This window comes from Streptomyces doebereineriae, from assembly GCF_031845645.1.
In the GTDB taxonomy this organism is placed as follows: domain Bacteria; phylum Actinomycetota; class Actinomycetes; order Streptomycetales; family Streptomycetaceae; genus Streptomyces; species Streptomyces canus.
In genome coordinates, this window is record NZ_JAVREZ010000166.1 from 1 (window position 1) to 478 (window position 478).

1 protein-coding gene is annotated in these 478 nt (G+C 69.7%); it reads right to left on the reverse strand.

Annotated elements, in window-relative coordinates:
- Positions 1-478 (reverse strand): LysM peptidoglycan-binding domain-containing protein (locus RNB18_RS51265; protein ID WP_311720961.1); only part of this gene is annotated, 478 nt, incomplete at both ends.

Sequence of the window (478 nt, forward strand, 5' to 3'; positions counted from 1 at the left end):
CGCCCGGCGGCGGTCCGGGCGTGATGCTGGGCTCCGAGGGCGGAGCGCTCGGGGAGGCAGGCGCCGACTCCTCCTGCTCTACGCCGCCTTGCCCCTTGTTGTCGTTGTGCTGCTCCGCCTCGTCCTGCTGCGCGTTGTCCGACTGCCCTGCGCCATTCGGGGTCTGCGGGGCCGGCGCAGTCGGGCCCTGCTGATCTCCTGGGCCAGGTTCCGTACCGTTCGGCGCAGTCGCGGTGGCGGGGAGGGTCAGGTTCTGGCCGGGGAAGATGCGGTCCGGGTTCGTGAAGTGGCTACCGTCAGGCTGGGCTTCGCCCTTGTTCAGTTCGAAGATCTCCGGGTACTTCGACTCGTCGCCGAGCTCGTCCGTTGCGATCTTCGACAAGCTGTCACCCGCCTCCACCACGTACTCCTCTCCCGTGGCGGCCTGCTTGCCGCCGCCCTGCGCACGCAGTCCGCCCTCTTCGCCGTCTTCCACGTC